This window comes from Skermanella aerolata KACC 11604 (assembly GCF_000936425.1).
Taxonomy (GTDB): Bacteria; Pseudomonadota; Alphaproteobacteria; order Azospirillales; family Azospirillaceae; genus Skermanella; species Skermanella aerolata.
The window spans coordinates 1-23516 of the sequence record NZ_AVFK01000007.1; the positions used below are offsets into that span (position 1 = coordinate 1).

At 65.5% G+C, this 23516-nt stretch carries 18 protein-coding genes; 5 read left to right on the forward strand and 13 right to left on the reverse strand.

What is annotated here, in order from left to right:
• Nucleotides 1-524: 524 nt before the first annotated feature.
• Nucleotides 525-2015: a M23 family metallopeptidase gene (locus tag N826_RS10820; protein ID WP_244619623.1), complete on the forward strand. Its 1491-nt coding sequence runs from the start codon at nt 525-527 to the stop codon at nt 2013-2015.
• A gap of 120 nt (nt 2016-2135) precedes the next feature.
• Here N826_RS10820 and clpB read toward each other — a convergent pair whose 3' ends face one another.
• Nucleotides 2136-4790 carry an ATP-dependent chaperone ClpB gene (gene clpB / locus N826_RS10825; protein ID WP_044428598.1) on the reverse strand — a complete coding sequence of 885 codons (2655 nt, stop codon included), beginning with the start codon at nt 4788-4790 and terminating at the stop codon, nt 2136-2138.
• Between the two features lie 221 nt (nt 4791-5011).
• On the opposite strand from clpB, the gene N826_RS10830 reads away from it, so the two are divergent.
• Both N826_RS10830 and N826_RS10835 read left to right on the forward strand, forming a co-directional pair.
• Nucleotides 5012-5491 (forward strand): NUDIX domain-containing protein, encoded by a 480-nt coding sequence (locus N826_RS10830; protein ID WP_244619624.1) that lies wholly within the window; start codon nt 5012-5014, stop codon nt 5489-5491.
• A 280-nt stretch (nt 5492-5771) separates the two neighbouring features.
• Nucleotides 5772-6533 (forward strand): MOSC domain-containing protein, encoded by a 762-nt coding sequence (locus N826_RS10835; RefSeq protein WP_044428600.1) that lies wholly within the window; start codon nt 5772-5774, stop codon nt 6531-6533.
• A gap of 64 nt (nt 6534-6597) precedes the next feature.
• On the opposite strand, the gene N826_RS41635 is transcribed toward N826_RS10835, so the two are convergent.
• From N826_RS41635 to N826_RS10880, 9 genes are all read right to left on the reverse strand, one after another.
• On the reverse strand, nt 6598-6942 hold the full coding sequence (locus N826_RS41635; RefSeq protein WP_425600601.1) for a DUF4167 domain-containing protein: 345 nt from the start codon (nt 6940-6942) through the stop codon (nt 6598-6600).
• 296 nt (nt 6943-7238) lie between these two features.
• A complete protein-coding gene (prmC, locus tag N826_RS10845) occupies nt 7239-8117 on the reverse strand; it encodes a peptide chain release factor N(5)-glutamine methyltransferase (protein ID WP_244619625.1) in 879 nt (292 codons plus the stop codon).
• A 10-nt stretch (nt 8118-8127) separates the two neighbouring features.
• Nucleotides 8128-9189 (reverse strand): peptide chain release factor 1, encoded by a 1062-nt coding sequence (prfA, locus tag N826_RS10850; RefSeq protein ID WP_052831027.1) that lies wholly within the window; start codon nt 9187-9189, stop codon nt 8128-8130.
• The gene (gene hemA, locus N826_RS10855; RefSeq protein WP_044428602.1) at nt 9186-10514 is read right to left on the reverse strand and encodes a glutamyl-tRNA reductase; all 1329 of its coding nucleotides are present in this window, start codon (nt 10512-10514) and stop codon (nt 9186-9188) included. The genes prfA and hemA overlap by 4 nt, the downstream gene beginning before the upstream one ends.
• Nucleotides 10515-10555: 41 nt before the next feature.
• The gene (gene ispG / locus N826_RS10860; RefSeq protein ID WP_044428603.1) at nt 10556-11713 is read right to left on the reverse strand and encodes a flavodoxin-dependent (E)-4-hydroxy-3-methylbut-2-enyl-diphosphate synthase; all 1158 of its coding nucleotides are present in this window, start codon (nt 11711-11713) and stop codon (nt 10556-10558) included.
• A 125-nt stretch (nt 11714-11838) separates the two neighbouring features.
• Nucleotides 11839-13101 (reverse strand): helix-turn-helix domain-containing protein, encoded by a 1263-nt coding sequence (locus tag N826_RS10865; protein ID WP_052831029.1) that lies wholly within the window; start codon nt 13099-13101, stop codon nt 11839-11841.
• Nucleotides 13102-13216: 115 nt separating this feature from the next.
• On the reverse strand, nt 13217-15469 hold the full coding sequence (gene ptsP, locus N826_RS10870) for a phosphoenolpyruvate--protein phosphotransferase (protein ID WP_044428943.1): 2253 nt from the start codon (nt 15467-15469) through the stop codon (nt 13217-13219).
• A 99-nt stretch (nt 15470-15568) separates the two neighbouring features.
• Nucleotides 15569-16672, reverse strand: coding sequence for an NAD(P)H-dependent flavin oxidoreductase (locus N826_RS10875; RefSeq protein WP_044428604.1), 1104 nt, complete (start codon nt 16670-16672; stop codon nt 15569-15571).
• Nucleotides 16673-16753: 81 nt separating this feature from the next.
• Nucleotides 16754-17989, reverse strand: coding sequence for an aspartate kinase (locus tag N826_RS10880; protein ID WP_044428606.1), 1236 nt, complete (start codon nt 17987-17989; stop codon nt 16754-16756).
• A 251-nt stretch (nt 17990-18240) separates the two neighbouring features.
• Here N826_RS10880 and ubiG point away from each other — a divergent pair, with 251 nt between their 5' ends.
• A complete protein-coding gene (gene ubiG / locus N826_RS10885) occupies nt 18241-19041 on the forward strand; it encodes a bifunctional 2-polyprenyl-6-hydroxyphenol methylase/3-demethylubiquinol 3-O-methyltransferase UbiG (RefSeq protein WP_084720655.1) in 801 nt (266 codons plus the stop codon).
• 180 nt (nt 19042-19221) lie between these two features.
• Nucleotides 19222-19494 (forward strand): hypothetical protein, encoded by a 273-nt coding sequence (locus N826_RS10890; protein WP_044428608.1) that lies wholly within the window; start codon nt 19222-19224, stop codon nt 19492-19494.
• Between the two features lie 152 nt (nt 19495-19646).
• On the opposite strand, the gene N826_RS10895 is transcribed toward N826_RS10890, so the two are convergent.
• The 3 genes from N826_RS10895 to N826_RS10905 are packed head-to-tail and all read right to left on the reverse strand — an operon-like array spanning nt 19647 to nt 23412.
• Nucleotides 19647-19838, reverse strand: a complete 192-nt coding sequence (locus tag N826_RS10895; RefSeq protein WP_044428609.1) for a DUF1289 domain-containing protein — start codon at nt 19836-19838, stop codon at nt 19647-19649.
• Nucleotides 19838-21778, reverse strand: a complete 1941-nt coding sequence (gene mdoH / locus N826_RS10900; RefSeq protein ID WP_044428611.1) for a glucans biosynthesis glucosyltransferase MdoH — start codon at nt 21776-21778, stop codon at nt 19838-19840. The genes N826_RS10895 and mdoH overlap by 1 nt, the downstream gene beginning before the upstream one ends.
• On the reverse strand, nt 21775-23412 hold the full coding sequence (locus tag N826_RS10905; protein WP_084720656.1) for an OpgD/OpgG family glucan biosynthesis protein: 1638 nt from the start codon (nt 23410-23412) through the stop codon (nt 21775-21777). Before N826_RS10905 ends, mdoH begins: the two co-directional genes overlap by 4 nt.
• Nucleotides 23413-23516 lie beyond the last annotated feature (104 nt).

A 23516-nucleotide genomic window follows, 5' to 3' on the forward strand; every position in this document is an offset into this window, starting at 1 on the left:
CAGCACGTCGTGCGATCCATCCTCGGTGGGCTGATCCCTCAGCTTGCTGCGGCGTTGGCCACCAGCGCTTCGGTGAGACGGGGTATAGCCCCAGCGCCCCAGCCTCGCAACAGAAAAATTCATCTCGCTGAAACTTTTCTGACGCTTCGGTCAGAAACCGTGCTCCACCAAGATTTTGTCGCGCTTGCACATACGCGCTCGCCTGCGCACGGTAAACACGACTTTACCAATAATATCGGAAGCCGACAAAGTATCCACAGGAAGCCGCGTGGAAGCGCTCCGCACCGCCCCAACCGCGAGAAAGGCGTATGGTATCAGCCGCTTGCATCCAGGCGTTAAGGTAGAGTGGAAGCTGATTGTGCTTGACTACAAAAGAATTGCTGATCAAGCGCGATTCGGTATCCCTACGGCGTTGACAGTGATACTCCCGTCGCGCATGGTCCAACTCACAGTTCGCCAGCTTTAGTTTCCCCCAATACACGGGTCGGGCCGCCGGTGCTCGGCTTCATCAAGGAGGACACCCGGTGCGTCTAGGGGTTGCCGCCATACCCGCTCTTGCCCTTTGCCTAGCAAGCGTGCCCACCTTCGCGTCGGCGGGGTGGGAGTATCCATACAACCATCCCACCAGAACCCCTATCGACTCCGCACCGGCGGCGGCAACGACAGGACCGGAACTGGCCGATCTCGACAAGGAGGCCGCCGGTCCCCACCCGGTCAAGACCGCCTTCGCTGAAGACGCCGTGGAGGACACCGGAGCACCGGCCGGTGATACATCCATGCTGGCGGACGCGCTGGGTGAGTCGCTTCCCGAGGAAGGGCAGACCGAAGCGCTGGCGGATCTTGACCGCAAGGTAGTGGAAGTCGGCCGTGGCGATACGCTGCTGGGACTACTGGTCAACGCTTCGGTTCCCAAGATCGACGCCCATGACGCCATCGAGGCATTGAGAAGCGTCTTCGATCCGCGCCGTCTACAGGTCGGCCAGGAGGTCGCCCTGCTGTTCCAGCGGGAGTCCGGCTCCGACCGGCGCTTCATGGGACTGGAACTGGAGCCGGATGCCGAGCGGGCCGTCTCGGTTGCCCGCGTCGAGGGCGAGGGTTACGAAGCCGCGACGATCGATAAGGCGCTGGAGCGCCGCAAGACTGCTGCATCGGCCGTGATCGACAGCAGCCTGTTCGAGGCCGGCGCCAGCGTCGGCGTTCCGATCCCGGTCATGGCCGCGATGATCCGCGCCTATTCCTACGACGTGGATTTCCAGCGCGACGTTCAGCCGGGCGACGAGTTCCAGGTTATGTACGAGCGCTATTTCACCGACGACGGGGCGGCTGCTCGCGATGGCGATATCCTGTATGCGGCGCTGACTCTTGGCGGCAAGCAGATGGAGCTGTTCCGGTACAAGACCCGGGACGGCATCGTCGATTACTTCAACCGCCAGGGCGAGAGCATCCGCAAGGCGCTGCTCAGGACGCCGATCGACGGCGCCCGGGTTTCCTCGAAGTTCGGCATGCGCCGCCATCCCATCCTCGGCTTCAGCAAGATGCACACCGGCATGGACTTCGCCGCGCCGACCGGCACGCCGATCTATGCCGCCGGCAATGGCGTGATCGAGGAAATCGGCCGCAAGAACGGCTATGGCAACTATGTCCGCATCAAGCACAACCAGCAGATCGCGACAGCCTACGCCCATCTCAGCAAGTTCGGCACGGACATGCGGCGGGGCGGCCGGGTACAGCAGGGCGATATCATCGGCTATGTCGGAACGACGGGACGTTCCACGGGTCCGCACCTTCACTACGAAGTCATGCGTGGCGGGCGCCAGATCAATCCGATGAGCGTCGATCTGCCGACCGGCGTCGCCCTGGAAGGCCGCGAGCTGGTCGCCTTCAAGCATCACGTCGAAGAAACCGACCGGCAATTCGCCGCTAACCTGCAAAGCTCGCAGCAGGTGGCCCAGAGCGTCAGCGCCACGGGCGAAGCCGAGCATCCGGATGCCTGCAGGGGCGATCGAACCTGCTGATCGGCGGCGGGAGAACCACCGCAACATCGCTGGATCTTCCGCTGCTGCGGAATCCGAATGGACGAAGACAAGACGTTCCGGCGGAAGGGGCTACCCTTCCGCCGGAACGCTCAGGGCCGTTTAGTGAACGGTCCGTGGGCTGGCCCAGGACGATCCAGTACCGCCCGAAGTACCAGCACCGGGAACGTGGGTACCGGCGGGAATGCCGTCGATCAACAGACCCTGTTCACCGGCGCTGATCCCGACCTTCTGGCCGTCGGCGATGCGGCCTTCCAGCAACAGCGTGGCGAGCGGGTTCTGAAGCGCCCGCTGGATTACCCGCTTCAGGGGCCGGGCGCCGTAGACCGGGTCGTATCCGGCATCGGCGAGCCAAGCCAAAGCCTTGTCATCGATTTCCAGATCGATGTCGCGGTCGGCCAGCATCTTCCGCAGGCGGCCGAGCTGGATCTTGACGATGCCGCCCATGTTCCCACGGCTCAGCCGATGGAACAGCAGGATCTCATCGAGCCGGTTCAGGAACTCCGGCCGAAACGAGCCCCGGACGATCTCCATCACTTCCTCGCGCACGGCGGCGCTATCCTGTCCTTCCGGCTGGTTGGCCAGGATCTCCGACCCGAGGTTGGAGGTCATGACGATCAGCGTATTGCGGAAGTCCACGGTACGCCCCTGCCCGTCCGTCAGCCTGCCGTCATCGAGCACCTGAAGCAGGACGTTGAAGACATCCGGGTGCGCCTTCTCGACCTCGTCGAACAGGATCACCTGATAGGGCCGGCGGCGGACGGCCTCCGTCAGCGCGCCACCCTCCTCGTAGCCGACATAGCCGGGAGGCGCGCCGATCATGCGGGCGACCGCGTGCTTCTCCATGTATTCCGACATGTCGAGCCGGATCATGGCTGTTTCGTCGTCGAACAGGAACTCGGCCAGAGCCTTGGTCAGCTCGGTCTTGCCGACGCCGGTCGGGCCTAAGAACAGGAACGAGCCGATCGGCCGATTCGGATCCTGAAGGCCGGCGCGGGCGCGGCGAACCGCGTTAGACACCGCGACGATCGCCTCGTCCTGACCGATCACGCGCGAGCCGATCTTGCCTTCCATCGCAAGCAGCTTCTCGCGCTCGCCGGTCAGCATCTTGTCCACCGGGATGCCGGTCCAGCGGCTGACGATCGCGGCGATCTCGCCGTCGCGCACTTCCTCGTTCAGCATCCGGTTGCCGGCGACTTCCTCGGCGGCCTTCAGCTTTCGTTCCAGTTCCGGAATGACGCCGTAGGACAGCTCCGCCGTCCTGGCCCAATCACCATTGCGCTGGGCCTGTTCCTGCTCAACGCGGGCATGGTCCAACTGCTCCTTCAGCTTCTGGGCGCCGGTGAGCTGTTCCTTCTCCGCCATCCACAGGCCGGTCATGTCGGCCGACTTGGCTTCCAGATCCTCGAGTTCGCCTTGCAGCTTCTCCAGCCGGTCGCGGGACGCCTGATCGCTTTCACGCTTCAGGGCTTCCCGCTCGATCTTGAGCTGGATGATGCGGCGGTCAAGCTCGTCGATCTCTTCCGGCTTCGAATCGACTTCCATGCGGAGCCGCGAGGCGGCCTCGTCGATCAGGTCGATCGCCTTGTCCGGCAGGAACCGGTCGGTGATGTAGCGGTGCGACAGTGTCGCTGCCGCAACGATCGCGCTGTCGGTGATCCGGACGCCGTGGTGAAGCTCGTATTTCTCCTTCAGGCCGCGCAGGATCGAGATCGTATCCTCGACCGTCGGCTCGGAGACGAAGACTGGCTGGAACCGCCGCGCCAGCGCCGGGTCCTTCTCGACATGCTTGCGGTACTCGTCCAGCGTGGTCGCACCGACGCAGTGAAGCTCGCCGCGCGCCAGGGCAGGCTTCAGCATGTTGGACGCGTCCATAGCACCATCGGCCTTGCCGGCCCCGACCAGGGTGTGCATCTCGTCGATGAAGACGATGATCTCGCCCGCCGCCGCCGTGATCTCCTGCAACACGGCCTTCAGCCGTTCCTCGAACTCGCCGCGATACTTGGCGCCGGCCACCATGGCGCCGAGGTCGAGCGCCATCAGTCGCTTGTCTCGCAAGCCTTCCGGCACGTCGCCCTTGATGATGCGCTGTGCCAGACCTTCCACGATGGCGGTCTTGCCGACGCCGGGCTCGCCGATCAGGACGGGGTTGTTCTTGGTGCGCCGGGCCAGCACCTGGATGGTGCGCCGAATTTCCTCGTCGCGGCCGATCACCGGGTCGAGCTTGCCGTCGCGCGCCGCTTCGGTCAGGTCGCGGGCGTACTTCTTCAGCGCGTCGTAGCCCTGCTCGGCCGAAGCACTGTCGGCGGTGCGGCCCTTGCGGATCGTGTTGATCGCCTGGTTGAGAGACTGCGCCGTGACGCCTGCCTCCTTCAGGATGCGGGCGGAGGGTGAGCCTTCCGCCATGGCGAGCGCCAGCAGCAGGCGTTCGGCCGTGACGAAGCTGTCGCCGGCCTTGGTTGCTAGGTCTTCGGCCGTCTGGAACAGGCGCGCCAATTCGGGCGCCAGATAGATCTGGCCGGCTCCCGCCCCTTCGACCTTCGGCTGCTTGTTGAGTTCAGCCTCCACGGCGGACAGGGCCCGCGCGGGGTCGCCGCCGGCCGACCGGATCAGGTTGGCGGCCAACCCTTCCTTGTCTTCCAGCAAGGTCGTGAGCAGATGTTCGGGCGTCAGCCGCTGATGACCGCGCCGCAAAGCCAAGCCCTGCGTGGCCTGTACGAAGCCGCGCGAACGTTCGGTGTACTTCTCGAAGTCCATGGTTACACTCCTTGTCGTCCGGTCGCCCGCTAGGCAGCACGACCGCGTTTGACCCACTTGAATGTGCGATCCAGGAGGATGCTGAAACCTATATGGCGAGGGGGATATCGGCACACAAGCGGTCGGCGGGCGGCAATCGCCGGTCTGAGAAAACAATGTTAGGAACAATGCTTTTGGAGCATCACCGCCCGTCGGGCCATGGCTCCCGGGAGACCTGAAGCTTGAAGAAACTGCTGGCACGTACACCCCTGCTTCGCATGGCGCACCTGACGCGCGTCGGCTGGCTCTCGGTATCCAGGCCCGTGACCATGGGAGTGAGAGCCTTGATCCGGGACCGGTCGGGCGCCGTCCTGCTGATCCGGCACAACTATGTCGGCGGCTGGCACATGCCGGGCGGCGGCGTCGGCCGGGGAGAGACGGTCCATCAGGCGATGGCACGGGAAGTCCGTGAAGAAGTCGCCCTTGAAGTGATCGGCACCGCCCGGATGATGGGCCTCTACGCCCGGTTCCGCCATGGCGCAAGCGACCATGTCAGCGTCTTCGTGGTGGACGAATGGTCAGGCACGCCAGATGTCGATGGACTGGAAATCGCTGAATGCCGGTTCTTCCCGCGCGATGCCCTGCCAGAGGACACGACCCCGGCGACACGCCGCAGGCTGGAAGAGGTCTGGTCCGATGGCCCCGTGTCGGAGCTGTGGTGACTTGGATCGGTCGACTGACGATCTGGAGAATGGGCAAAAAAATTGCCCCCGCTGGGCTTTTAGCGGGGGCGGCCGGGCCAGTTTGCGAGGTTTCGGATCACGGAACAGGAGAGAGTGTGCGGTCCGGCTGAGGGAAGTTATAAACCATACTATCCTAGCTGCAAATGCAAATCGTTCTCATTATCAAATTTTGCCGTGGATCGTTCCATGGGCCAATTGTGTGACGATCTGAGTTAACGCAGGATTGACGAAACCGTACCCCAGCGGCATAAGATCAGGCATGGATACCGCAGTTGCGAAGATATATCGTTACCCGGTCAAGGGGCTGAGCGCTCAGATCCTTCCCGAGGTCGTTCTCAGGCCGGGCGAGGGCTTGCCCGACGATCGTCGTTTCGCCATTACCCATGGCGCCTCGGCCTATGACGCGACGGAGCCGGGATGGCGGCCGAAACGCGATTTCCTGCAACTTGCCAAGAACGAGCGGCTGGCAGCCCTGGAAACCGACTACGATTCCAGTACCGGCAGCCTGACGATCCGCAGGAACGGCAGGCAGGTCGCCCGTGGCCAGATCACCAATCCGACCGGTCGTCTGCTGATCAACCAGTTCGTCGCGGCCTACATGAAGGGCGAGGCACCCGGTACCCCCTGCCTTGTCGAGGCGCCGGAAGTCATGTTCAGCGATACGCGCGAGAAATACGTCTCGATCCTCAACGCCGGCAGCGTGGCCGACATCGAACGCGTGGTCAACGCGCCGGTCGATCCCGTGCGTTTCCGCGCCAATCTGCTGCTGGAGGGCTTGGAGCCCTGGGTCGAGACAAAATGGATCGGCCACCGCATCGCAATCGGCGACGCAGTGCTGGAAGTGGTCGAGCAGATCGGCCGCTGCGCAGCGACCGAGGTAAACCCGGCCACTGCGACACGCGACATCAACATCCCATTGGCTCTTCAGCGGGGATATTCCCACCGCAACTGCGGTGTATACGCCCGCGTGATCCAGGGAGGTCGAGTCGCACCGGGCGATGCTGCCACCCTGATCGAGTAAGTTCGAGCGGAACGCTTGCGGCGGGATGACGTCGAAACGCGAGAGGGACCCGGATTGGGCCCATTCAGGCGTTCATCTGAGCCCGTTCGTCCTCGGCTTCCTCGTCCTCGTCATCGTCCTGATCGTCGTCTTCCTGGTCCTGGCCGTTGCCGTTAGTGCCGGCGTGGCCGTTGGGACCACCGTTGGGGTTGCGACCATCGCGTCCGCGCTGGTTTTCACCACTTTGCTCGTTGATCAGACCGATAATCCGAAAGTAATGCTCAGCGTGCTGAAAGTAACTTTCCGCCGCAATCCGATCTCCAGCAGTCTGGGCGTCGCGTGCCAGAGTCAGATACTTTTCATAGACCTGAAAAGCATTGCCACGGATACGGACATCGGGACCGTTGCTGTCAAAGGTTTGGTGGCGCAAAGGGACGTTGTTCTGTCGGCGGCCACCGTTGTTGTTGCCCCGGCCGCGAGAACGCCTAACGTTTGGTCCTTGTCTCATTCGGCTATTACGAGCCCCACTTTGAGATTTGCGCGCCCCTGTCCAGCCTGGCGGAACATCTGAAGGCCGCCGGGCGACCGCGGAGCATAGCTGCGCGGTGGAATGTCAGGGGTTCTGATCACGCAGGCCGCGCCAATTGTGCTGCGGTCCTTCGTTATTGAAGACCCTAGCCGGGAAACGGCTGTAATCCAACCTTTTTCTTGTGTGCAAACGCGGAATCACCCGCTCAAATGACCGAAAACCGCACGTTCCACGCGGCCGAGGTCGCATCGGGTCCCGATACCACTGAAACCAGCCGTGACAAGCAGCCTCGCCACGTCGGCCGCTTGTCCGGCACCGACCTCGAAGATTACTTTGCCCTTGGATTTCAATAGGTTGGGTAGCTGCGTGACGATCGTGCGGTAAGCATTCAATCCATCCGGCCCACCGGCCAGCGCCGCCACGGGATCGAATCGAACGACTTCCGGCGCCAGGGTCTCGATTTCCGCTTCGGGGATATAGGGCGGGTTGGATATCACGAGGTCGAAGCGCTCGGACAGTCCGTCCCCCCAGTCGCCGACGGCAAAGCGGGCGCGCTGACCGAACCCTAGGCGGCGGGCATTGGCGGTAGCGGTAGCGACCGCTTCCTCCGACCTGTCGATGCCGGTACCGGCGGCATTCGGCAACTCGCTCAGCAGGGCCAGCAGCAGGCAGCCGGTACCGGTGCCGAGATCGAGGACGGTGAGCGGGGCTTTCCTGTCGGGGATACCGGCCAGCGCCTCGTCGATCAGGGTCTCGCTGTCCGGGCGTGGGTCGAGCGTCGCCGGCGACAGGTGGAAATCGAGACTCCAGAACTCGCGGCGGCCAAGGATTCGGGAAACCGGCTCACGGTCCACCCGGCGTGCGATGAAACCCAGCACACGGCCGACCTGCGCCTGATTGAGCCTTGCAGTGGCATGGATAAGCATGTGCTCGCGGGTCATTCCGAGAGATGCGCCCATCAGGATCCTCGCGTCCAGCTCGGGCGTATCGACGCAGGCTTCGCGGAGCAGGGCTTCGGCATGGCGCAGAACCTCCCGCAGCAGCGGGGTTTCGGACAAGGGGGCCATGCCGGTCATGACGGGCCGGTCATTGCAGTTCGGATAGGCGTTCGGCCTCGTCCGCCGCGATCAGAGGATCGATCACCTCGTCCAGCGCCTCGCCGTTCATGACCTTGTCGATCTTGTAGAGCGTCAGGTTGATCCGGTGGTCGGTCACCCGGCCCTGGGGGAAGTTGTAGGTGCGGATGCGCTCCGACCGGTCGCCGCTGCCGACCTGGCTCTTGCGGTTCGCGGCGCGTTCGGCATCCAGGGCGCTGCGCTGCTGGTCGTACAGGCGGGAGCGCAGCACGCGCATCGCCTTGGCCTTGTTCTTGTGCTGCGACTTCTCGTCCTGCTGGATCACGACCAGCCCGGTCGGCAGGTGGGTGAGGCGGACGGCACTGTCGGTCGTGTTGACCGACTGCCCACCCGGCCCGCTGGAGCGGTACACGTCGATCCGCAGGTCCTTCTCGTCGATCTGAATATCGACTTCCTCCGCTTCCGGCAGCACCGCCACGGTGGCGGCGGAGGTGTGGATACGGCCGCCGGCTTCTGTCGCGGGGACTCGTTGGACGCGGTGGACGCCGCTCTCGTATTTCAGGCGCGCGAAGACGCTACGGCCGGTGATCGAGGCGGTCGCTTCCTTGTAGCCGCCGATCCCCGTCTCCGACACGTCCATCGTCTCGAACTTCCAGCCGCGCAAGGCGGCGTAGCGCTGGTACATCTGGAACAGTTCGGCCGCGAAAAGGGCCGCTTCCTCGCCGCCGGTGCCGGCCCGGACTTCCAGGATGGCGTTCTTCTCGTCCGCCTCGTCCTTGGGCAGCAGCAGGATCTGGATACCGCGCTCGAGTTCCGGCAGACGGCGGTCGAGCGCTTCCAGCTCCGCCTCCGCCAGATCCTTCATCTCGGGGTCTGCCAGCATGGCGTCGAGATCCCGGCGCTCGTCCCGGGCCTTGCGCAACTCGGCAATGGCCTCCGCGATCGGGGTCAACTCGGAGTATTCCTTCGACATCTTGGCGAAGGCGTGCGCCTCCACCTGGCCGCCGGCCAGGGCATCCCGCAACTCGTCGTGGCGCGCCGCGACACGGTTGAACATATCCTCGAAACTCACCGTCCCTCACCCTCAAACGGTCCCGGTACGGGCACCGCTTCAATACGTTCAGTCGTATCCGACTCATCGAAGCGGAACAGCCGGCGCAGCAGCCGTTCCGCCTCCACCTGTTCCATGTCGTGCGCCGCGGCCATCGCCCGCAGCACCTGCGACGGCTGATGAAGCAGCCGGTTGACCAGCAGGCGGGTCGCTTCCGCCGGATCCCCGCCGGGATGCTCCGCCAGCAGCCGGGTCCGCACCGCCTCGAAATGGCCGCGCAATGCGGCCACCGCCGGAACGGCGGCCCGTTCCGCCCTGCCACGCGCGAAACCGGCAACGGCTTGGTCCACGATGGCCCAGGCGGCTGCGGCGGCGGCTTCCCGCGTGGCGCGGCCTTCCAGCGCCACCCGTTCCAGATCGGCCAGATCGTAGACGAAGGCGCCTTCCAGGCCGCCCACCGCCGGATCGATATCGCCGGGGATGGCGGTGTCGATCAGGAAGACGGGACGGCGGCGGCGTTTCCGGATCACCGCGTCCATCTGGTCCGCCGACAGGATATAGCGCCCCAGACCGGCCGCCGTCACCACGATATCGGCGGACTGGAGTGCGGCATCCAGATCGGCGACCGGCGAATAGTGGCAGCCCAGCCGGCGTGCCGCCGCTTCGGCGCGGCGGTCGACCCTCGATGTCACGGTCAGGCGGGGGAGACCTGCCTCGCGCAGCGCCTCCGCCATCAGCTCGCCCATGTCGCCGAGGCCGATCAGCAGGCAGGACGAGCGGTCGAGTTCGCCGTGGATATCGCGCGCGGTCTGAACGGCGGCGGCGGCGATGGAAACCGGGCGCTCCGCTATCGCGGTCTCCGTCCGCACCCGCTTGGCGGCGGCATAGGCGGCCTGGAGCACAGCTTCCAGTTCCGGCCCTGTGGTATGGGCGGCGACGGCGGCGCGATGGGCGGCCTTGATCTGGCCCAGGACATGAGGTTCGCCGACCACCTGGCTGTCGAGCGAGCAGGCCACCGCGAAGAGGTGCCGGACGGCGTCGCCGCCGGTCAGGGTGTAGAGTTCGGGCGCCAGCGCCTGGGCTGTCATGCCGGCCCGCTCGGCCAGGGCGCCGGCGGCGATGGTTGCCGTCCGGACGGGGTCGCAGGAGGCGGCCAAAACTTCCACCCGGTCGCAGGTAGAAAGCCAGAAGAATTCGGAAAGCCCGCCGGCCTGGAGACGGGCGAGCACGCCCGGGACTTCGGTTTCCTCGGTGCAGATCAGGTCGCGGACGGCGCCCGAACTGGACCGGTGGTTGACACCGACCAGAACCAGTTCGGACGAAGAACGCGCCCCGCTGCCGGGCATGGCGGGCGCTTAGGGGAGACAGGCAGGGCGCGAGCCCGCTGTCATTCCGCAGCCTCGGCCGCAGCGGCCGCAGCTTCGGCTTCGGCTTTCTCGGCCTCGGCCTTTGCCGCCTCGATCTGGGCCGCCTTCTTCTCGACCAGACCGACCAGATGGCCGACGATGTCCTCGTCCTTCAGACGGTGGTCGGGCTGGCCGGCGATGTAGACCTGATGGGTGTTGGCGCCGCCGCCGGTGAAGCCTATATCGGTCTCCCGCGCTTCGCCTGGACCGTTGACGACGCAACCGATGACCGAGACGGTCATGGGCGTCGTGATGTGGGCGAGGCGCTGTTCCAGCACCTCCACCGTCTTGATCACGTTGAACTGCTGGCGGGCACAGCTTGGGCAGGAGATCACGGTGACGCCGCGGCGGCGCAGGCCCAGCGACTTCAGCATTTCGTAGGCGACCAGCACCTCTTCCTCCGGCTCGGCGGAGAGGGAGACGCGAATCGTGTCGCCGACGCCGGACCACAGCAGCATGCCGAGCCCGATCGAGGACTTGACCGTGCCGGAGCGCAGGCCGCCGGCCTCGGTTATGCCGATATGCAGCGGATAATCGCAGGCTTCCGCCAGCCCCTGATATGCTGCGACCGCCAGGAATACGTCCGATGCCTTGACGCTGATCTTGAACTCGCGGAAGTCGTGATCTTCCAGGATGCGGGCGTGGTCGAGGGCGCTTTCGACCATCGCTTCCGGGCAAGGCTCGCCGTATTTCTCCAGCAGGTCCTTTTCCAGGGAACCGGCGTTGACGCCGATCCGGATCGAGCAGCCGTAGTCCTTGGCGGCCTGCACCACTTCCCGCACCCTGTCGGCCGAGCCGATGTTGCCGGGGTTGATGCGCAGGCAGGCGGCGCCGTTCTGGGCCGCCTCGATCGCGCGCTTGTAGTGGAAATGGATGTCGGCGACGACCGGAATATTGATCTCGCGGGTGATCGCCTTGAGCGCCAGGGCCGATTCCTGATCAGGGCAGGAAACGCGTACGAGGTCGGCGCCGGCCTGCTCGATCCGCTGGATCTGCTCGATCGTGGCCTTGACGTCCGTCGTCAGCGTGTTGGTCATCGACTGCACCGAAATCGGCGAGTCGCCGCCTACGGGGACCTTTCCGACATGGATCAGGCGGCTCTTGCGGCGCTCGATGTGGCGGTACGGACGGACAGTCATGAACAGGCTTTCGATTCCAATGGGGACACGGTTCCGCGTGCCCCTAAAGTGCGGACGACCATGCCCCCGGTCAAGGGCAAGTCCGGGGTGCCACCCCGGCTTACGCGCGGATCAGGCTCTCGAGGCTATCGTCCGGCCCAGCGGTCGGGGTCGAGCGGGACGCCGCGCATGACTTGGCCGGGCGTGCCCATGGCGGTGCCCTGGGCGCCATCGACCGATACCTGCAAGCCGCCGGCGTTGCCGGTCTGCATCTTCAGGCCTGCCTTGTCCGGCACCCGGTAGATGTCGCCCGGACGCAGCACGCGGGTCATCAGCAGATCGCCGGCACCGTCGCGGACCTGGATCCAGCTGTCCTGGGTGGCGCGGATCTGGATACGCGACTGGCCGCTGGTGGCGCCGTAGACGCGGGCGTCACCCTGTCCCGCCTCGGGCGCTCCCGGAGGGGCCGGCGGCATCGGCAGTCCCGCTACCTGACCCGGCACCGGCGGCAGGGGCACGGAAGGAGGGACCGGCTGCGGCGCCGCCTGGGCGGAGCGTGGATCGTTGAGCGGCGTCGACTCGACGATCGGACTCTCTTCCTCTTCGCTCTCGTCCGGAGCCGTGGCGTTGGCGATGGCAGCCGGCGGAGAAGCCGGGGTCTGTTTCGTTGCGGGAGATCCCGTGGGCACCGGGGAAGAAGGCGTCGCAGGAGACTGTGCCGCAGGAGACTGTGCCGCTGGAAGCTGGGCCTCTGGAGACTGGACCGGAGGAGCGGCTGAAACCGAAGGCGCCGGCGCAGCAACCGCCGGTGGCTGTTCGGCGGGCGTTACCGGAACGACCAGTCCCGGAGCCGGTGCGGCCGGCGCAATGTTCAACGCCGTGGCCAGGCGTTCCGGCATTTCCGGGACGAAATCGACCAGTTCGCGGCCTGTCGAGTTCATGTAGTACCAGCCACCATAGGCGGAGCCCGCCAGTACAACTGCGAGCAGTAGCAGCGCTCCTCCGGGAATGCGGCTTTCCGGCGCCGGCTTGGGCAAGTAAAGCTCCGGCTTGGGCGTCAGTCCGCCGGAGGTTTCCTCCTTGAAGCGGCGCAGCACGAGCTGGGGATCGAGCCCCAGATGCTCGGCATAGGTGCGGAGAAAACCGGTGGCATAGGTGGCGCCGGGAAGATCGTCGAAGCGGGCCTGCTCGATCGCTTCCAGATAGGCCAGGCGGATGCGGAGGGCCACGGCGATCTCGCTCAGCTCGTAGCCGAGGGACATCCGCCGGCTGCGGAGCATGTCGCTGACGCCAGGACCTCTCACGCCGGAACCGCCGGAAGGGTTTGCCGCGAGTCCGCCGCCTGCCGGGTCGCTGCCGCCGCGTGCTGCGTCGCCGATGTGGAAATTCCTTCCTCTGGTGTCGCCCATACCATCAGCCGTCGTTGCGCAGCGAATTCATGTTCAGAAAGCGGAGAAAGCCAGATAAAACGCCCCGCCACTGTCGCTGAAGTTGTAACAAACTTTCATCGCGGAATGCAACGAATTAGATCATGACTCCATGATCCAGGGCAAAAGCGCGCAATTTTTCGCGCAAGCTGTGATCCCTGACCGGATACAGCGTTTCTATATAGTCGCTCAAGCCGGAGACGTTCAAACTGCGCAGCATCGACTTGACGGGACCGACTGCCGGTGGAGACATCGACAGGCTTCTGAAGCCTATTCCGATCAGCGCCATGGCATCCAGGGGCCGTCCCGCCATTTCGCCGCACACGCTCAGCGGCACCCCGGCCGCATCGCACAGCCCGACCAGATGGCGGAACATGTTCAGCATGGGCGGCGACAGCGGGTCGTAACGGTTGTTGATCCGGGGATTGCCCCGGTCGGCGGCGAACATGTACTGCATCAGGTCGTTCGACCCGACGGAGATGAAGTCCAGGCGTGGCAGAAGCGCCGGCAGGTGCCAGATCAGTGACGGCACTTCCAGCATGGCCCCGACCAGCACCCGCCTCGGCTGCGGAGCACCGCTTCTCGCCAGACGCTCGATCTCCAGGTCCAGGATGGCGCGGGCCGCCTCGAACTCGGCGCATTCCGCGATCATGGGGAACATGACGCGCAGGTCGCGCCCGGCGGATGCCCGGAGCAGCGCCCGCAACTGCTTGCGCAGCATGGCGGGACGGTCCAGGCCGATCCGAATCGCCCGCCAGCCGAGCGCCGGGTTCTCCTGCTCCTGATGAGCGAAGTACGGCAGGCTCTTGTCGCCGCCGACGTCCAGGGTGCGGAACACGATCGGCCGGTCGCCGGAAAGCTCCAGCACCCTGCTGTACAGCTCGGTCTGGGCCTCGACGTCCGGATAGGCCGGCCGGATCATGAACGGGATCTCGGTCCGGTACAGGCCGACCCCGTCGGCCCCGGTGTCGCTCAAATGCTGAAGGTCGATCAAAAGGCCGCAGTTCAGGTTGATCGACATCGCGACACCATCCTGCGACACGGCGGGCTCATCGATGATCTCGGCATACAGGCGCTTGCGCTGTGCGCGCATCGTCATGCTGTTGTGAAAGGCGTCCTGAACGTCCTCCGCCGGGCGGACCAGCACCTGGGCGTTGTCGCCGTCGACGATGAGCTGGTCGAGCGGCTCGATCCGGGTCAGCACGTCGATGCACTGCCCGACCACCGGGATGTCGAGCGCGCGGGCGACGATCGCGACATGGCTGGAGGCCGAGCCTTCCTCCAGCACCAGCGCCCGCAGGCACCGGCGGTCGTAGTCCAGCAATTCCGCCGGACCCATCGACCGCGCCACCAGGATCACGTCGTCCGGCAGGGAAGCCGCCGCCTGCAACTCCTTGCCCGCCAGATGCTGGAGCAGCCGGTTGGTCAGATCGTCGAGATCGAGCAGCTTTTCCCGGATATAGGGGTCGTGCAGCTGGCTCATGCGGGCGCGCGTGTCGTTCTGGACGCGCTGGACAGCCGCTTCCGCCGTCAAGCCGTTCTTGATCGCTTCCCGGATGCGCGACAGCCAGCCGCGGTCCTCGGCAAACATCCGGTAGGTCTCCAGGATGTCGTGGTGCTCGCCTCCCTCCACGCTCGATACCCGCAGCAGGTCGTCGATCGCGGTGTGCATCACCTCCAGCGCCTGACGGAAGCGCTCGATCTCGTGCTCCGGGTCCTCTGCGACCATCTGGCGGATCGTGAGCTGCGGCCGGTGCAGCACCGCCAGCCCCATCGCAAGGCCCCGGTTGAGGCTGACGCCGTCCAGCCGGGTCGGCAGCAGCGCGGCATCCGCGACGGAGGAAATCTCCTGCGCGCTGACCAGTTCGCCGCCGGCGGTCAGTTCGGCCACCACCATGGCGATGGTCTGGAGGGTTTCGACCTCTTCCTCGAAATAGACGCGCTTGTCCTTGTGCTGGATCACCAGCACGCCGCGCACCCGGCCTCCGCGCAGGATCGGCACGCCCATCAGCGACAGGAAAGCCTCCTCGCCGGTTTCAGGCCGGTAGGCGAAGTTGGGATGCGAGGGAGCATTGGCGAGCGCAACCGGCCGGGCATGGGCCGCGATGTCGCCGACCAAGCCTTCCCCGACCCGCAGGCGCGTCTTGTGGACAGCCGACTGATTGAGGCCGACGGTGGCGAACAGCTCCAGGATGTCGCCCGCCCGCATGACGTAGCAGGAGCAGACGTCGGCGCCCATCTCCGCGCCGATCAGCGTGACGATCTTGTCAAGGCGGTGCTGGGCGGTACCCGACCCCGCCATGACGTCGCGCAGCCTTGCCAGCAGGCGCCTGGACGTGATGCCGGGCATGGCCGCTCCCTGTTCGATCTCGTAATCCTTCATGTCCATGGCATGGTCCGAACCCGGTGCATCCCGCGCCGGGGTGTCGCGCCCCGGAGCGTCATTCATCTACTCCACGACTCCGGACACGATTTTGGAACCATAGGCTGGTTCGCCGCCATAGGCTTTGCCGATGAGGCCGCTTCGCAATGCCAGCGCGTGGACCGCCTGATCGACCAGATCGTTCAGGATCTCCGCAGTCGGTTGTTCGCGGGTGACCATGCCGACGCTCTGGCCCGCCATCAGCGAACCGTTCTCGATATCGCCCTCGATCACGGCGCGGCGCAGGGCGCCGGCCCAATAATGCTCGATCTCGAGCTGGGCTTCCTTCTGGCCGACCTCGCCCCGCGTGAACCGGTCGATCACGGTGCGCTGGAAGTCCATGAAGCGGCGCGTCCCCTCGTTGGTCAGAGCCCGCACGGGAATCACCGGAAAGCGCGGATCGATCTGGACCGACGGAATCGCATCGCGCGCCGCCGCGTTGATGAAGGCCTGCTTATAGCGCGCATGGGCGATCGACTCGGTGGCGCAGACGAAGCGGGTGCCAAGCTGCACGCCGGAAGCGCCCATTTCCAGATAGGACAGGATCGCCTCGCCCCGGCCGATCCCGCCGGCCACGAAGACGGGCACCTCGGACACCACGGGCAGGATTTCCTGAGCCAGGACCGATGTGGAGACCGGCCCGATATGGCCGCCGGCTTCCATTCCCTCGATCATGATGGCATCCGCGCCGTTCTTGACCAGCTTGCGGGCGGTCGCAGCCGTGGGAGCGAAGCAGACGACTTTGGCGCCCGTTTCCCGGACCCGCCCGATGACGGCGGACGGCGGCAGCCCGCCGGCCAGGACGACATGGCTGACCCGCCGTCCGGCACAGACGCCGATCAGGTCGTCCAGGCGCGGATGCATGGTGATCAGGTTGACGCCGAAGGGCTTGGACGTGCGTTCCCTAGTGCCGGCGATCTCGGCGTCGAGCTGGTCCGGCGACATGGAGCCGGAGGCCAGCACACCGAAACCGCCGCCGTTGGAGATGGCGGCAACAAGGTTGCGCTCCGACACCCAGGTCATGGCGCCGCCCATGATCGCGAACTCGGTGCCCAGGAAGTCACGCCCCCTGCTCCACAGCCGGTCGAGCCGGGCGCGAGCATCCCGTGTCTGGTCTTCGGCTATGGTCATGGCCGGGCCATCCCTGGGTTCACCATCATTGCGCTCACTATCATCAGGCGAAGCCTGCCGCCGGCGCGCCCGAGGCGCCGGTCAGGCGGCGTCCAGACCGTAGGCGGTGTGGAGAGCGCGCAGGGCCAGTTCGGTGTATTCCTCGGCGATCAGGACGCTGACCTTGATCTCCGACGTAGAGATGACCTGGATGTTGATGCCCTTGTCCGCCAGCGTCTTGAACATGCGCTGGGCGACGCCGGCATGGCTGCGCATGCCGACGCCGATCACCGACACCTTGACGACATTGCTGTCGGCCAGCAGGCGGCGGTACTGCAACTCTTCCTTGGAGGCTTCGAGCACGCCGCGCGCCCGTTCCAGATCGCCCTTCGACACGGTGAAGGTGATGTCGGTGCTGGCACCGTCCTCGGACACGTTCTGCACGATCATGTCGACGTTGACCGACGCGTCGGCCAGCGGGCCGAACAGGCCGGCGGCGACGCCGGGCCGGTCGGCGACGCCGACAAGGGTGATCTTCGCTTCGTCTCGGCTATAGGCGATGCCGCTGACCAGTTCCTGTTCCACGATTTCGTCCTCGTCCACAACCAGAGTTCCGGGCAGGTCGCTGCCGGACGCCTTGTCAAAACTGGAAAGCACCTGCACCCGGACACCATGCTTCATGGCCATCTCGACGGAGCGGGTTTGCAGGACCTTGGCGCCCAGCGACGCCATTTCCAGCATTTCCTCGTAAGTGATCTTGGACAGTTTGCGCGCTTTCGACACGATCCGGGGATCGGTCGTATAGACGCCGTCAACGTCCGTATAGATATCGCAGCGGTCAGCCTTGATCGCGGCGGCCAGCGCCACCGCCGATGTATCTGAACCGCCCCGGCCCAGCGTCGTGATCCGGCCGTTCGGCGACAGACCCTGGAAGCCGGCGATGACGGCGACTTCGCCCGAGGATAGGCGGCGCTCGAGTTCTTCCGTCTCGATGGTGCCGATGCGCGCCTTGGCGTGGACGTCGTCGGTCCGGATCGGGATCTGCCAGCCCTGCCAGGAGCGGGCGGTGATGCCGAGTTCCTGCAAGGCAAGGGCTGTCAGGCCGCTGGTCACCTGCTCGCCGGAGGCCACGACGGCATCGTATTCCCGCGCGTCGTGCAGCGGGCTGATGCCGGCGCAATACTCCACCAGCTTGTTGGTGACACCGGACATGGCCGATACGACGACGGCGACCTGATGGCCGGCATCGACTTCCACCTTGACCTTGCGCGCCACATTCTTGATGCGGTCGATGTCGCCGACCGATGTGCCGCCGAATTTGAGAACGATCCGCGCCATTGCCGTATAGCCGCCCTTAACTCTGAAACCGTCGCCCCACCCTGACCGGTACTTTCGCCGCCCGATCGATCCGCCTTGTTCTACCAAGCCGGATAGGCCCCGGGATCATTTTTGATCGGGGACCGGTGAACAGGCGGTTCCATTGCCGGAGCAAGGCGGGGTATCCATACTATCTCGGGGGAAGCGAAGCAAGCTTGCCCCGACTGACCACCGGTCGCATCCGGCACCGAGCCGCATCCAGGAACATACCCATGTCTGCCACCAGTACCGCCTCCAGCGCTTCGTCCTCCACAGCCACCGGAAAGTCCGCCCCGGCCGGTACCACGGTGGATGCCGGGGAGATCGCCCGCTTCAGCGCCATCGCGGCGGAATGGTGGGACCCGCGCGGCAAGTTCAAGCCGCTGCACAAGTACAATCCGATCCGCATCGGCTATATCCGCGATGCGGTCTGTGCCCGGTTCGGCCGCGATCCGGCGGGCGTGCTGCCCCTGCAAGGCCTCCGCATCGTCGATATCGGCTGTGGCGGCGGCCTGCTGGCGGAACCGCTGGCGCGCCTGGGGGCCGAAGTCGTCGGCATCGACGCCGCCGAGCGCAACATCAAGGTGGCGAGCCTGCACGCCGCCGAGTCGGGCGTCACCGTCGACTACCGCGCGACCACGGCGGAAGCGCTGGCCGAGTCCGGCGAGAAGTTCGACGTGGTGCTGGCGCTGGAAGTGGTCGAACACGTCGCCGACGTGCCGCTATTCCTCAAGTCGCTCTGCGGATTGCTCGAACCCGGCGGCATGCTGTTCCTTGCGACCATCAATCGCACGCCCAAGGCCTTCGCGCTGGCCATCGTCGGGGCCGAATACGTGCTGCGCTGGCTCCCCAGGGGCACCCACGACTGGCGCAAGTTCCTCAAGCCGTCGGAGCTTGCCGCCGGATTGCGCCCCCACGGCGTCGCGGTCCGGGACGTGACCGGCGTCACCTACAACCCCTTGCGCGACGAGTTCTCCCTCAACCGCCGCGACCTGGATACCAACTACATGCTCTGGGCCAGCACGGAGGCTTGAAGCGCGATCGGTCAGCCTTGATCTTATGACAGCTTGAGCGCACATCAAACGTGTTTACGCTCGCTGAAGCTGACATTACAGGTCACGGCCGCCCCACATACCCCCACCCTTGGCACAAAACGGGCGATTGGCAGGAGCGGTACGGACCTGCGTATCGCCCGCCTGCGCCGGCGGCTACCGATGGAGGTGGTCGCTGCGCAGGCCTTTATTTCCCGTGGAACGCTGGCCCGCGTGGAGAAGGGTGATCCCGCCGTATCGTTTGGAATCTACGCTTCCGTGATGCAGGCTTTGGGATTGATCGGTCCCTTAAGCGGTCTGCTGGCCGACGATCAGGCGGGAAATGACCTGCAGATCGAACGGCTCCCCAAACGGGTGCGGACGAAGAAAGTGGCAGGCGCATACACGGCGGCTGATGATGCGAGAAGCACCGAACAAACCGATCAGGAACGTTGAATGTCGGGCTTAAGAGGCCCGACCTACGTCAGAGAGCTCTGGTAGGTCGGGCCTCTTAAGCCCGACATCTTTGCAGGAACTCACTGGTCAAGCTTCAATGACGCCAGCATGAAGCCCTTGAAGTCACGGCGACCCTAACCCTCCACGACTTTCTATTTCTTCTTTTTCTTCAACTCCTTGCCGTGGCTCTCACGGACCCGGCGGTTGATCGCGTCCTTCTTCTCATCGGAGAACGACTTCCAGTCCTTGACCTCGGTCCTGGTCCGGCCGCAGCCCTTGCATACCTTGTCTGAGTCGTACTTGCAGACGTCGATGCAAGGGTTCTTCGTCTTCAGCTTCCCCATCAGTGAGCGACGCCGTGGCGGTCGGAGGCGATGCCCCCGGGCGGCGCCCAGGTGGACAGGCTTTGCTCCATGATGGCGCTGGGACGGGTCGGCGGCACGCGGACAAGACCGGCGGGATCGGCCGGCGCGGGAGGATCGGCCTCGGCGGCGGCGAGGCGGCGCAGTTCGCGCGGCGGATCGGTTTCCTCCGGCGTCAGGAACAACCCGGCGCGCCGCGCCCACTGGCCGACATCGGTCCGGCTGGTCCAGACGGTCAAGGCAACCGACAGGACGAGCCCGGTGATCACCGGCACCAGCCACCAGAAGAAGTCCGGCGCGATGTTGAGCACCAGGGCGCCCCAGGCCAGGCCCAGCGCCACATGGACCCAGTTCCGCCCGGCGGCTTCGCGGAAGGTCAAACCCCGTTCGCCGCGCGGCTGGGCATTCCACTGAACGCTGCGGCCCATCAGGGTCGCGACGACGAAGTGGGTGTGGAACAGCATCATGGCCGGCGCCAGCAACATCGAGAACAGAAGTTCCAGGAAGGCGCTGAGCAGCAGCTTGCCTGTCCCACCGAATCCCCGGCGCAGTCGCCCATCGGCAATGGTGAGGATCAGGCTGTAGACCTTCGGCACCAGCAGGATGCCGATCGTCACGACGAACAGCGAGATCGTCTCCGACACCTTCGACACCGGCCAGACGGGGAACAGGTTGTAGCCCGGCTCGAAGTAGTTATGGCCGACGATGGTCTGGGTCAGGATATCGATCGTGCTGAGCGTCAGCAGGATCAGCCAGAGCGGCGACGAGACGTAGCCCAGCACGCCCATGATCAGGTGCAGGCGGCTCAAGGGGTGAAGCCCCTTGGCAGGCAGCAGCCGCAGGTGCTGAAGGTTGCCCTGGCACCAGCGCCGGTCGCGGACGGCGTAGTCGATCACGTTGGGGGGCAGTTCCTCGTAGCTGCCTTCAAGCTCCGGCACGATCCAGACCTGCCAGCCGGCCCTGCGCATCAGGGCGGCCTCGACGAAGTCGTGGCTGAGGATCTCGCCGCCCAGCGGGGCCTGCCCAGACAGCGTCGGCAGGCCGCAATGCTCGATGAAGGCGCTGGTCCGGATGATCGCGTTGTGACCCCAATAATTGCCTTCGCCCAACTGCCACCACGACAACCCGCTGACCAGCGCCGGGCCGTAGACCCGACTGCCGAACTGAAGGATGCGTCCGAACAGCGTTTCCTGGTTCACCGGGGCCGGAAGGGTCTGGATGATCCCGGTGCCGGGATTGTCCTGCATCAGCTTGGCGAGCGCCACCATGGTATCGCCCGACATGATGCTGTCGGCGTCCAGCACCAGCATGTGGTCGTAGGCGAGACCCCATTGGCGGAGGAAGTCGGCGATGTTGCCGGCCTTGCGGCCGATATTGCTCTCCCGCCGCCGATAGAACATCCGGCCGCCGGCGTTCAGCCGGTTGCACAGCGCCGCCCAGGCTGCCTCCTCGGCCTCCGCGATTTCCGGCTTGCGGGTGTCGCTGAGGATGAAGAGGTCGAAATTCCGCTCGTTCTCCTCTCCGGTCCGCTGGAGGGAACGCCACGTCGCTTCCAGCCCGGCGAAGACCCGCGTCGGGTCCTCGTTGTAGACCGGCATGATGATGGCGGTGCGGGCCGTCAGGACGACAGGCTTGTGGGGGTCCAGCCCGGCGGGGTCGCGCCCGGCCAGCCGCACCAGGAAGCCGATGGTGGCGGTCCAGAACGAGGTGCAGATCCAGGCGAAGCTGATCGTGAACAGCACCAGGATCGCCATCTCGATGCCGGTGAAGCCGTTGGCCCTGAGCACGTCGGCCATCAGATAGGAGCCGGCCAGCGTGGACAGGATGACGCAAGCGAAATAGAGCCCCCTGCGCCACAGCGCCTTGCGCCTCAATTCCGCGACGACCTGTTCTCTATCGAGGGAGGAAGAAGGATCGCTCATCCCGGTGACCACAGGTAAACCCAGGTTTCAGTCAAAGCCCGGCCGCGCATGCGCAGGACGCAGCGCAGGTCGGCCGGCTTGTTTTCGGGCAGCAGGTCGAAGAAGACGCGCCAGCCACCGGTCTCGGTGTTCTTCTGGACGATGGGCTGGCGCAGCTCGCCGGAGCTGGTGGTGACCACCGCTTCCACCGGCTGCTCGGCGCGCAGGACGCTGATGTCGCCGCCCTCGAAGTCGAGCACGAAGTGCCGGCCCTCGCGCGGCAGGTCCGGTCGTCCCGGCACCCGTGAGCTGCCGATCTTGGTCGAGACGACGCGGCCCAGCGGCGGACGCTCCGGCGAGTCCAGCACCGAGCGCAGACGGTAGCTGAAGTCCAGCCCTTCTCCACCCCGAACCGCCCGTTCCGGCACCCAGTACGCGACGATGTTGTCGTTGATCTCCTCGTCGGTCGGGATCTCGACCAGTTCCACCCTGCCCTTGCCCCAGTCGCCGACCGGCTCGACCCAGTAGCTGGGCCGACGGTGATAGGACGATTCCAGGTCCTGGTAATGCAGGAAGTCGCGGTCGCGCTGGATCAGGCCGAACCGGCGCGGATTCTCGTCGGTGAAGGAGGAGACGCGCAGGTCCTTCGGGTTGAGCAGGGGACGCCAGATCCACTCGCCCTGCCCGGTTTCCATCAGGAGACCGTCGCTGTCATGGACCTCCGGCCGGAAATCGTCGAAGCCGCGCCCCCGGTTCTCCCCGAAGAAGAACATGCTGGTCAGCGGCGCCATGCCCAGCTTGCCGATATCCCGGCGCGGATAGACCGATGCTGTCACTTCCGCCTGCGTATCGGTGCCCGGCGTCAGCACGAAACGGTAGGCACCGGTGGCGCTGCGGCTGTCGAGCAGGGCGTAGATCGTCAGGCGGGTGGCGTCGGCGCCCGGTTCCTCGATCCAGAACTCCCGGAAGCGCGGAAAATCCTCGCCGCTGGTGGCGGCGGTATCGACCGCCAGACCGCGTGCCGAGGCGCCGTAGATCTGGTTCCGCCCGAGGATACGGAAATAGCTGGCGCCGAGATACACCGCCAGTTCGTCGAAGTAATCGGGCCGATGCAGCGGATAATGGACGCGGAAGCCCGTGAAGCCGAGGTCATCCGGCAGCTTGTCGCCGAAATTGTTGGCGCCATAGTCGAACATGCCGGGCTGATAGGGTACCGGAGCCGGCTGCCCGCCGCTGACCACGTTGATCCGCACCGGCTGCTGGTACAGGAACCCGACATGGAAGAACTGAAGCTGGAACAGCTTCTGGCCGCGCCAGAGCGACTGGTCCGGCTTGAACCGGATGTCGCGGTACTGGTCGTAGGAGAGGTTCCGGAGCGGCTGCGGCAGTTCGGCGCGATCGTCGGAATAGCCTTGCTTAGCCAGATCGCGGGCGGCCTGCTGCACGATCTCGAACCCGAACTGCGGTGGCGGCGGGGCAGGAGCGGGCTGGGTCGCAGGCTGGGCCGGCTGCGGCGGCGGGGTTTCCTGAGCCAGCAGGGAGCCGGCCGGCAACAGCCCGGCGGCGCCGGCGCCGGCGGCGGTGATCAGGAAGCGGCGACGGTCGAAACCGGTCAGCGGCCGATGGAAATGCGGGCGGAGCGATATATCGTTCATGGTCCTTCAGAGCCGTTGGCGGTGCCGGTGGATCTTCACGACCCGTCTGATCCGATGCGGCCTGCCCTATCGGGCTGGCTTTCCGGCATCAAACACACAACGCC